Source organism: Raoultibacter timonensis, from assembly GCF_900240215.1.
In the GTDB taxonomy this organism is placed as follows: domain Bacteria; phylum Actinomycetota; class Coriobacteriia; order Coriobacteriales; family Eggerthellaceae; genus Raoultibacter; species Raoultibacter timonensis.
Map to the genome: position 1 here is coordinate 1,126,104 of NZ_LT964679.1, position 9,915 is coordinate 1,136,018.

Below are 9,915 nucleotides of genomic sequence, written 5' to 3' on the forward strand. Positions count from 1 at the left end.
ACCGACACCCGACGAGAAAGCAACCATGAACGTTTACACGAACAACATCATCGCCGCAGCCATCGCTTTTCCTGTTATCGCATTCGCCATCACCGTTCCCTACATGATCTACCAGTACCGCAAATTCGGGTCGATCCCCTGGATCAGAACCCTCATCGTGTACTCGCTTGCGTTCTATCTGCTCTGCGCGTACTTCCTCGTCATCCTTCCGTTGCCCGAAGACCGTTCGGCCGTGGTCGCCTACGCGGCGACGCCGCAGCTCATGCCATTCAACTTCGTCCGCGAATTCCTTGCCGAAACGACGTTTTCGCTCGGCGATCCGTCAACGTGGCTCGCCACGCTGCGCGACCCCTACGTGTACGAGGCGGCCTTCAACGTGCTTCTGCTCGTCCCCCTCGGCATGTATCTGCGCTATTACTTCAGACGCACCTGGTATCAGACGTTGCTCATCGGGTTCTCGGTCACGCTGTTCTTCGAACTCTCGCAGCTCACGGGGCTCTGGGGAGCCTATCTGCACCCGTACCGCCTCTTCGACGTCGACGACCTCATCCTCAATACGCTGGGATCCATGGTTGGCTTTTGGCTCGTCGGTCCCGCCATGCGCCTGCTTCCCGACATACGCCTCGTGAACGAAGAGGCGCGCGAGGCGGGCATGAGGGCGAGCGTAACCAAGCGCGCTCTCTCGTTCTTCATCGACGTCTTCGTTGCCCAAACCGCCTCGACCATGGTTGCCGGAGCGCTCGATGCGACGGGCGCACGCGCCGCAGCCGAGGCGCAAGGCGTATCGTGGGGGCTGGTCAGCATGGCGGTCGATGCCGTGTTCTACCTGCTATGCTTCGTTGCGATCCCCGCCCTTACCAAGGGCCAAACGCCCGCGCAGATGCTCCTGAAGCTGCGCATCGTCCGCCCCGACGCGAGCCGGGCGCGATGGTATCAGTACCTTGCCCGGTACGGCTTCCTCTACGCGCTGGCGCTGGCGCCGTTCCTCGCGCTGTTCGGCATCGTATCGCTCGATCCGGCCCAGGCTTCGGAAATGAGCTCGATTGCAGCATTCTTCGCCGACCACCGCGCCGGGTTCGTCGTCGCATGGCTCGTATTCATGGGCGCATGGGCCCTGTCGCTTATCGTGCGGGCGATCCGCTCGGCGGTGAAAAAGCGTCCCTTCATCATGCTGAACGGCGTATTGAGCGCAACGCGCGTCATGACCGTCGACGCCGTGCAGCAAGAGCGCGATCGGAGAAGCCCGCTCGACGTTTCCGCCGTGACTGCGCTCGAATCGATGATCGCCGACGACGGGGTGCCGCTTTCCGAGCTCATGAAGCGCGCCGGCACCGCCGTAGCCGACGAAGTCCGCGCCTGGGTACCCGACCCCTCGCCCGTTGTCGTTTTCGCCGGATCGGGAAACAACGGCGGCGACGGGTGGGTAGCGGCCCATGCGCTCGCGGAAGCGGGCTACAGGGCGATTCTCGTCACGCCCGATATCGCCGAGCGCATCAAGGCGGAACCCGCCCGATCGACGGCTATGGCGGCGTTCGCCGACGCAAGCGAGAGGGGCCTGCCCCTCAGCGTGCTCGTCGCGCCCGACGCCGATGTGCTCGCGAGTGCCCTCGATGAGGCGAAAGCGGTCGTCGACGCGGTTCTCGGAACCGGGTTTTCGGGGACCGAACTGCGCGAACCGTACGCCGGATGGATCCGTGCCGCGAATAGACGGCGTTTCGAGGGGTCGCGCGAGAAGGGACGCGGATTCCATCGGAAGCGCGCCTTCGAACGAGGCGACCACGACCGGTCGAGAAAGAGCCTGCCGACGAAGGCCAAGGACGCGCCGCTCGCCGTCGCCGTCGACGTCCCGAGCGGACTCGGCGCGCAAACCGGCACCATAGCGCGCCCGACGTTCGCAGCCGACACGACGGTGACCATGCTCGCTTACAAGCCGGGGCTCGTAAAGCCGCAAGCGCGCCGCTTCACCGGATCCGTCGAGCTCGCCCGTCTCGTCGACACCGCCCCCTACCTCAGCCGCCTGCGCGGCATCGATGCCGCCGATAGCGGAGTCGAACCCTCGGCATAGCTCCGCACGATCCCGCTATCGCCTACGGCAGCATCGGCTCGTCAGGCGTTTCCCCTTGGCAGAGCGCTGCCTCGAGGATGCGCACTGCCAAGGGGAGCGCCGCAGCCTCCGAAAGCACCGTCGGCAGAACGGCACGCGCAGCGGCGTCGACCTCAGCTGCGCTGCGGCGCATGTCGATCGCCCCCTCGATGCGGCAGAACGGCACATCGGCAACGAGGAGCCTGCGCTTGCCGCACCCGCTTCTCACCGCTACGGCCGTTTTCTCGGGCAGCTGCGCATACGCATCGGCATCGTATCCTGCGCGTTCGTAAAAATCGGGGACGCTCGCTATGCCGAAGGCCCGGAAGAATTCCCGTATCTCGCCGCACCCCGCAAGCGGATACGGCGGAATATCGTAGCCGAGCTGACGGGCGTATACGTAGATGTAGCGCGATGCGTCGCAGACGGTAACGGCCGAACCGAGTACCGAAACCGTCAGTCCGAGCAACCCGCGCCCGCCGAGGCCGTCGAGCCGTTCTTCCAAAAGGCTTTCGAAGAGCAGGCAGGCGCGCCGCATCGGGGCGTGCGCCCCGTCGGCCGAAACCGCAGCATCGTCTTTCGAAGAAAGCTCCATCTGCCGAACGCCTTCGCCTATCGGTGTCGCCATTGCTCGCCGAACGCTTTCGCCACCCATCGCGATCGCATCCTATATGCCGTAGAATTCCGTTTTGAGAGGCCTGCTCGCCAAATCGAGCGCCGCCTGCTTCACATCGGCGCCTTCCCACACCACGCCGCGTACCACCGACGTGATGGGAAGTTCCACACCATACATCTCGGCCAGCGTCTGAAGCGTACGGCACGCAAGAGCGCCCTCGGCTACCATATGGGTCGATTCCGTGAAGTCGGCGAGCGTCTTGCCCTCGGCGACCATGGTTCCGAAGCGGCGGTTCCTCGAATGCTCGGACGTGCAGGTGGCGATGAGATCGCCTGTTCCCGCCAGACCCATGCAGGTAAGGGGATTGCCTCCGCATGCCGCCACAAGCCTGCTCATCTCCGCAAGACCGCGCGTCATAAGCAGAGCTGCGGTGTTGTCGCCGTAGCCGATCCCGTAGGATAAGCCCACGGCGATGGCGATGACGTTCTTGAACGCCGCGCAGAGCTCGACTCCACAGGTATCGTCGCTCACGTACGTGCGAAACGTATCGGTGGCGAACAGCCTCTGGAAGAACTCCGCAGTCGCTTCGGACGACGAGGCGACGACCGTCGCGGAGAACATGAGCTTGATGACCTCTTCGGCGTGGTTGGGGCCCGAAAGCACGGCCAAGCGGTCCTTGCCGCCGAGCTCGGCTTCGAACACCTCCACCGGCAAAAGCCCGCTCCCCTCTTCGACGCCCTTCGAGCAGACGACGATCGGGGTCTCATCGGTGATGTACGCGGCAATGGCCTGCGCCGTTTCGCGCATGAGGCTCGACGGCGTCACGATCACAACCGCCTCGGCGCCGTCGAGCGCCTGCCCGTACGACGTCGTTGCCTTGATGCGCTCCGACAGGAACACGTCGCTCAGATAGCGGGGGTTCACGTGGCGCTCGTTGATCGAATCGACCACTTCGTCCTTGCGGGCCCACAGCATCACTTCGTGCTCGCCGACCGCAAGGAGCTGCGAGAGGGCGGTTCCCCACGAGCCGGCGCCGATGACCGAGATCGTCATGTGTCCTCCTATCGAATGCGGCCGAAAGCCGCCGTACGCTTAAACCCGCATGCGCGGATTCGATGGGTTTGCGCATGCGCGATGCCGCCCGCAGACGAGCCGGACGTCATCGAAACCTACGCCTTCTTCTTGCTTCCCACACGGTTTTCAGTGCCCGAGAGCAACCGCTTGATATTTTCGCGATGCGCCCACACCACCGTGAGCCCGGCAAGCGAGCAGAGCGCGAAGGCGAGCCAGTCGCCCCAGAAGAAGTACAGCGAGAAGAACGGGCATGCGAGCGCTGCGGCGATCGAGCCGACCGACACGTAGCGCGTCGCGACGACGAGTACGATGAAGATGGCGAGCTCGAGCACTGCGCCGACGACGCCGAACGTGACGAACAGGCACCCGACGGCAACCGCGATGCCCTTGCCTCCCTTGAACTTGAGCCACGGCGAGAAGATATGCCCCCACACGCAGCCGAGAAACGATACCGCAAGCAGCACCTGCGAGAACTGCGTCGCAAGATCAAGGGGATCGCCGACGGGCCCCAGCCTGAACGGCGCAAGGATCGCGGTCAGATCGCTTGCGAGCGCACCGTAGCCGTGCAGCGAGAAGAACAGCTGCCCGATCCAGATGCCGAGAAAACCCGAGAGCAGCCCTTTCCCGAAATCGAGCACGAACACCGAATAGCCGCCCACCTTGCCCATCGTCCGAATGGCATTGGTGGTTCCGATGTTGCCCGACCCGTGTTCGCGGATATCGGTTTTGTAGAACACCTTCGAGATGATGAGGCCGAAGGGGATCGAACCGAGCAAAAACGTCACAACGAACGTGACGACGAACGCATCGATGAAATCTTGCATGGGTGACGCCTAGTCCTTCCGCTTGAACTTGAGTTTGATCGGGGTTCCCACGAGATCGAAACTGTCGCGCAAGCGGTTTTCGAGGTAGCGCTCGTAGTTGTCGTCGACGATCTCGGGGTGGTTCACGAAGAACGTGAACTGAGGCGGCCTCACTGCCGTCTGGGTCACGTATTTCATCTTGAGCATCTTCTTGCCCTGGCTGATGGTGTGACCGAAATCCCTGATGCCCTGTAGCCACGTGTTGAGCTTGCTCGTGGGGATCCCTTGGCTGAAGTTGGCGTATGCCGTATCGACCGCGTCCCATATGCGGTTCACGCGCTTGCCGGTCGTCGCCTGGATGGAAATGACCGGCGCGTATCCCACAAACGACATGCGATCGGCGATCCTCTCGCGTATCTCGGCTTTGGCATCGGGGCCTTCGATGAGATCCCACTTGTTCAGCACGATCACCATAGCGCACCCGCGCTCGGCCGCGAAACCGGCCACGCGCTGGTCTTGATCGGTGAGGCCGATGGAGGCGTCGATCACGAGCAGGGCGACGTCGGCGCGATCGATGGCGCGCATGGCGCGCACGAAGCCGTAGTACTCCACATCCTCGTCGATCTGGCTCTTGCGGCGAAGCCCGGCCGTATCGACGATCGTGTAGTAGCGGCCGTCGTGTTCGATGGTCGTATCGATGGCATCGCGCGTGGTGCCTGCCACGTCGGATACGATCGAGCGGTCGTTTTCGGTCATGGTGTTCGTCAGCGAGCTCTTCCCCGCGTTCGGCCTGCCGATGATGGCCACGTTGATCGCGTCGAGGGGCTCTCCCCCAACCTCTTTCTCGGGCAATGCCCTGAGCTCTTCGACAAGCTGATCGAGCATGTCTCCCGTTCCGTTTCCGTGCATGGCCGAAACCGGCCACGGATCGCCCAAGCCGAGCTGGTAGAACTCCCACATCTCATCCACTTTGTTCGGCGTGTCCATCTTGTTGACCGCAAGCATGATGGGCTTGTCCGACTTGCGGAGGATTCGTGCAACCTCCTCGTCGTCGGCGTTGATGCCCGTTTTGCCGTCGACGAGGAACACGATCAGATCGGCTTCGCGGGTCGCGGCGAACGCCTGGGAGCGGATCGAGCCCTGGAACGCGTCGTCGGTTCCCATTTCGATGCCGCCGGTGTCGACGAGCGTGAAGTGCACGCCGTTCCAATCGGCTTCATGGTAGGATCGGTCGCGGGTCACGCCGCGCATCTCGTGCACGATGGCCTCGTCGGCCTCGGCTATGCGGTTCACGAAGGTGGATTTGCCCACGTTGGGCCTTCCCACCACTGCCACTATCGGTAATGTCATGTTAATTCCTTATTTCGATCCACGCTTCCACAGGGTGGCGGCTAGCATTCGGCATCGGGGGCCAGACGCTCCACATGCGCTGCAATTTCCCCGAAATACTCGGATGCATTACAGGATACCACGGCAAGCGGAACGGCGAGTTCGTTTTGCATTTTCCCCAAATCCATATCGTCGAGCGTCATGCCGTCGGCGTTGAAGACCACCCGGGGAATCGCCGCCAAATCGAAACCTCGTGCGCGCTTGAGCTCCCGCACGATATCGGAGGCGGTAAGCAGCCCCGTCACATCGACGTTGCCGCCGAAGTACTCGTTCTTGACGGGAAGCACCTCCATGAGCCCCGCAAGCGGTCCGCGGGCAACGAGCGGCTCGAGGAACTCCCGCTGCGCGTATCCCACCACGTAAGCGACGCGCCTCCCGGTGCGATCGAGCAGCGAAGCGAGCCGGTTTTCGGCATCGCCGCTCGACTCCCAGTCGTCCACGAACGACCGGATGATGCCGATGCCGTCTTCGAACATGTCGTAATCGCCGTAATACGAGGCCGGAGGCAAGTGGTCGAGCAGGTCCTTCGGGTAGGCGTTGCGATAGAACTCGTCGGCCGCAAACACCCACGGTGTGGAGCGCTCGACAAGAGCTCGTTTTTGGAACGGTTCGATGCACGCGATGACCGCACGGGCATCCGTCTCGTCGTTGAAGCTCTTATCGAATGCCGTTTGATGCTTCGTGAATCCGATCGGCACGATGCCGATGCTCTTTACGTTGGGTCGCGCGTAGGCCCAGGCGAGCGTACGGTCGAGCTCTTCCCCGTCGTTCACGCCCGGCAGCAGCACGATCTGGGCATGCACCTCGATGCCGGCTTCGAGCAGCCGGTCCAAGGCGGCGATCCCGTGGGCGGCGTGCTTGCCGATCAGACCGCGGCGCACCTCGGGCGTCACGGCATGCAGCGATACGCGCAGAGGCGAGATGCGCTGCTCGACGATGCGGGCCTCATCCTCGGCGCCGAGGTTCGTGAGCGTGACGAACGTTCCCTGGAGAAAGCTCAAACGGAAATCGTCGTCGCGCAGCACAAGCGAGGGGCGTACGTCGTCGGGAAGTTGGCGCATGAAGCAGAACGTGCAGGCGTTGCGGCACAGCTTCACATCGTCGTAGATGGCGCCTTCGAACTCGATGCCCCACTCCTCACCCCCGTCTCGCTCGAGCGTAACCGATCCCTCGTCGCCGTCGCCGTCGATGTAGGAGAGCTCGATCTCGTCTTCGGCGCTCATCCAACGCCAGTCGATGATGTCGCGTACGGGGATTCCGTCCACCGCGGTAATCGAGCATCCGGCATAGAACCCCGCATCGTCAGCAGGGCTTCCCGCTTCAACCGACGCTATGAGCGCTCTCGGTGCATCTCCCATGGCCCTACAGCGATTCCAACCGCTCGACAACCGCGTCGATCTGATCTTCGGGGGTCGATGCCCCCGCCGTCACGCCGATCGTCTCGCAGCCGTCGAACCACGAGGGGTCGATCTCGTCAGGCGTTTCAACATGGTGCGATTCGAAGCAGATGGCTTTGCAGATATCGTACAGGCGCGTCGTGTTGGACGAGTTCCGTCCGCCGATCACCACGAGCGCATCGACGTTTTCGGCAAGTTCGGCCGCCGCCTCCTGACGCTGGCGCGTCGCGAAGCAGATCGTATTCTTCACCTGGGGTTCGATGCCCCGATCCCGCAGCGCTTCGACCACCGCGTCGAGCGCTTCTCTCGATTGGGTGGTCTGCACGACGATGCCCACGGGCTCTTCGAGGCGCTCGGGAAGCTCCTCAGGGCCTGCCACGACGATGCACTCGCCGCCGGCAACCTCGGCATGCGCTTTCATGCCCTCGACTTCGGGATGGCCCGCCTCGCCCACGGCGATCACGTGATATCCCTCGTCGGCAAGACCCGACGCCGCCTTTTGGGCGCGTGCCACATGCGGGCAGGTCGCATCGATTATGGGAAGGCCTTTTGCCTCCGCATCGTGCTTGACCTGCGGAACGACACCGTGGCTCCGGATGATGACGATACCCTCGTCGATATCGTCGAGGGTCGAGGCGACGGCTACACCGCGCTCTTCGAGCCTGGTCACAACCTGGGGATTGTGGATGAGCGGGCCGAGCGTGTAGGCGCGGCTTCCATCGCAGATGGCGGCGTAGGCCATGTCGAGAGCGCGTTGGACGCCGTAGCATGCCCCCGCATGACGAGCTTTTACAACCTTCATGCCGCGCGCTCGCCTCCGTTCGATTCCTGCTGCGCCTTGCGCTCGATCTCCGATACCAGCTCCTGCGTCGTATGGCGGACGACGGGGTGCTCCGCGAACACGGCCGCATAGTCGCGCGAGGCGGGAAACAGTTCCCGCATGTTCACCTCTTCGGGAGCGCATCGTCTCGAGAGGGCGAAGCACTCGCGCATGGCGTACCACGTGCACGCGTCGAGCCGCTCCTCCTTCGGAAGGAAATCGAAATCGGAAACCAGCAGAGGATCGCCGTATTCGATCGTTATCTTGGGAAAGCGGAAGAACCGCCCTTTTTCCTTGACCCTCTCGGCATCGCGCACCGTCATGGGCAGGATGGGCGCATGGCCCATACGTGCGATGAAGGCCGCGCCGCTGTGCAGTTCGGGATCCTTCGACCCCTTGCCGCGCCGCGTGCCTTCAGGGAGAATGCCCACGCATTCCTTGTTCTTGAGCATGCGGGTTGCCCGCTTGATAGCCGAGCGATCGGCCGAATCGCGTTTGATGGGAAACGCGCCGACGCGCGAGAGGATCTGGCCGACAAGCCCTTTGGCGTTGTCGAACAGATCCTCGCGACCGAGAAAGCGAATCCACTGGTTCGGACGTGCAGCCAGGTACATGAAGGCAACGTCGAGAAACGAGGTGTGGTTGCTCACCACGAGCACGCCGCTTTTTCCCTCGAACCCGCGCAGCTTCTCGCGTCCGTCGACGCGGTAGCGGAAACACACCTTGAACACGGCTGCGAGGAACCCGTATATGATGTTTCCTGCCCAGTGGGGCACCTGCTTCTCGTCGGACTCGCCGCCGAGCGGCATATCCCACATCTTCTCGTATGGCAGAAACAAACTCATCGGGTTCCTTTGGATAGATCGCGTTGCACCTCGAATGCCGCCTTCGGCAGCAGCAACCTATTCTAGCGGTTCATCTTGTTGCGTGCCATCTCGCAGATGCGCTCGATCACATCTTCTATATAGCTTCCGGTGGAGTCGATGTGCACGGCATCGTCGGCCGGTTTCAGAGGCGAAGTCGCGCGCGTCGAGTCATGTTCGTCGCGGCGCTGCAGATCGGCGAGCACTTCGCCGTAGTCGATCGACCCGATACCGCGATCGACGTTCTGGCGAACGCGGCGATGGGCGCGCTCTTCGTCGGATGCGGTCAAAAACACCTTCACTTCGGCTTCCGGGAACACGACGGTGCCGATGTCGCGCCCCTCGACCACGTAGTTGCCCGCCCGCCCGATGCGCTGCTGTTGGGCGACGAGCGCCTCGCGCACCGGCTTCGCGGCGGATACGGGGCTGACCGCCTTATCGATCTCGGCCGTACGGATGGCCTCGGTCACCTCGATGCCGTCGATGAACACGCGCTTGGGTACGGGATCCCCGTCCGCATGCCCGAACTCGATGTTCTTCTCGCAAGCGATGCGGCCGAGCGCCTCTTCGTCGTCGAGGGCTACGCCGTCGGAAAGCGCCTGCCACGCAACGGCCCTGTACATCGCGCCGGTATCAAGGCAGGAGAAATCGAGCTTCTTCGCAACGGCTTTTGCAACCGTCGATTTTCCCGCCCCCGAGGGGCCGTCAATAGCTATGATCATCGCGTCAACCTTTCAATATCGTCCAAGAATTCCGGATAGCTGATTTTCACCGAATCGAAGTTCTCCACCTCGATCGGCGTCGAACCGCACAAGCCCACGAGCGCCCACGTCATGGCGAGGCGGTGATCGCACTTGGAATCGAACACCG

Annotated in this window: 10 protein-coding genes; 1 reads left to right on the forward strand and 9 read right to left on the reverse strand. The window is 62.9% G+C overall.

What is annotated here, in order from left to right:
- The first annotated feature begins 25 nt into the window (after positions 1-25).
- A complete protein-coding gene (locus tag C1722_RS05005) occupies positions 26-2,065 on the forward strand; it encodes an NAD(P)H-hydrate epimerase (protein WP_102378265.1) in 2,040 nt (679 codons plus the stop codon).
- Positions 2,066-2,087: 22 nt separating this feature from the next.
- Here the strand turns inward: C1722_RS05005 and C1722_RS05010 are convergent, their stop codons facing one another.
- The 9 genes from C1722_RS05010 to C1722_RS17550 all read right to left on the reverse strand — a co-directional run bounded on the left by C1722_RS05010 (position 2,088) and on the right by C1722_RS17550 (position 9,913).
- The gene (locus tag C1722_RS05010; protein ID WP_146040605.1) at positions 2,088-2,711 is read right to left on the reverse strand and encodes a hypothetical protein; all 624 of its coding nucleotides are present in this window, start codon (positions 2,709-2,711) and stop codon (positions 2,088-2,090) included.
- A 39-nt stretch (positions 2,712-2,750) separates the two neighbouring features.
- On the reverse strand, positions 2,751-3,752 hold the full coding sequence (locus C1722_RS05015) for an NAD(P)H-dependent glycerol-3-phosphate dehydrogenase (protein ID WP_102378267.1): 1,002 nt from the start codon (positions 3,750-3,752) through the stop codon (positions 2,751-2,753).
- Positions 3,753-3,868: 116 nt separating this feature from the next.
- The gene (gene plsY, locus C1722_RS05020; RefSeq protein ID WP_102378268.1) at positions 3,869-4,597 is read right to left on the reverse strand and encodes a glycerol-3-phosphate 1-O-acyltransferase PlsY; all 729 of its coding nucleotides are present in this window, start codon (positions 4,595-4,597) and stop codon (positions 3,869-3,871) included.
- Between the two features lie 9 nt (positions 4,598-4,606).
- Positions 4,607-5,926, reverse strand: a complete 1,320-nt coding sequence (gene der, locus C1722_RS05025) for a ribosome biogenesis GTPase Der (RefSeq protein WP_102378269.1) — start codon at positions 5,924-5,926, stop codon at positions 4,607-4,609.
- Between the two features lie 41 nt (positions 5,927-5,967).
- Positions 5,968-7,323, reverse strand: coding sequence for a DUF512 domain-containing protein (locus C1722_RS05030; RefSeq protein ID WP_102378270.1), 1,356 nt, complete (start codon positions 7,321-7,323; stop codon positions 5,968-5,970).
- Between the two features lie 4 nt (positions 7,324-7,327).
- Positions 7,328-8,164, reverse strand: a complete 837-nt coding sequence (ispH, locus tag C1722_RS05035) for a 4-hydroxy-3-methylbut-2-enyl diphosphate reductase (protein WP_102378271.1) — start codon at positions 8,162-8,164, stop codon at positions 7,328-7,330.
- On the reverse strand, positions 8,161-9,027 hold the full coding sequence (locus tag C1722_RS05040; RefSeq protein ID WP_102378272.1) for a lysophospholipid acyltransferase family protein: 867 nt from the start codon (positions 9,025-9,027) through the stop codon (positions 8,161-8,163). Before C1722_RS05040 ends, ispH begins: the two co-directional genes overlap by 4 nt.
- Positions 9,028-9,089: 62 nt before the next feature.
- Entirely contained in the window at positions 9,090-9,767 is a 678-nt protein-coding gene (gene cmk / locus C1722_RS05045) for a (d)CMP kinase (RefSeq protein WP_102378273.1), read from the reverse strand.
- The gene (locus tag C1722_RS17550) at positions 9,764-9,913 is read right to left on the reverse strand and encodes a hypothetical protein (RefSeq protein ID WP_280522950.1); all 150 of its coding nucleotides are present in this window, start codon (positions 9,911-9,913) and stop codon (positions 9,764-9,766) included. The genes cmk and C1722_RS17550 overlap by 4 nt, the downstream gene beginning before the upstream one ends.
- Positions 9,914-9,915 lie beyond the last annotated feature (2 nt).

What these genes read in the sequence shown, in the direction of transcription:
- C1722_RS05010 (WP_146040605.1), bottom strand. Translation starts at nt 2,711, where the DNA reads ATGGCGACACCGATAGGCGAAGGCGTTCGGCAGATGGAGCTTTCTTCG.
- C1722_RS05030 (WP_102378270.1), bottom strand. Translation starts at nt 7,323, where the DNA reads ATGGGAGATGCACCGAGAGCGCTCATAGCGTCGGTTGAAGCGGGAAGC.
- der (WP_102378269.1), bottom strand. Translation starts at nt 5,926, where the DNA reads ATGACATTACCGATAGTGGCAGTGGTGGGAAGGCCCAACGTGGGCAAA.
- C1722_RS05015 (WP_102378267.1), bottom strand. Translation starts at nt 3,752, where the DNA reads ATGACGATCTCGGTCATCGGCGCCGGCTCGTGGGGAACCGCCCTCTCG.
- C1722_RS05040 (WP_102378272.1), bottom strand. Translation starts at nt 9,027, where the DNA reads ATGAGTTTGTTTCTGCCATACGAGAAGATGTGGGATATGCCGCTCGGC.
- ispH (WP_102378271.1), bottom strand. Translation starts at nt 8,164, where the DNA reads ATGAAGGTTGTAAAAGCTCGTCATGCGGGGGCATGCTACGGCGTCCAA.
- C1722_RS05005 (WP_102378265.1), top strand. Translation starts at nt 26, where the DNA reads ATGAACGTTTACACGAACAACATCATCGCCGCAGCCATCGCTTTTCCT.
- plsY (WP_102378268.1), bottom strand. Translation starts at nt 4,597, where the DNA reads ATGCAAGATTTCATCGATGCGTTCGTCGTCACGTTCGTTGTGACGTTT.
- cmk (WP_102378273.1), bottom strand. Translation starts at nt 9,767, where the DNA reads ATGATCATAGCTATTGACGGCCCCTCGGGGGCGGGAAAATCGACGGTT.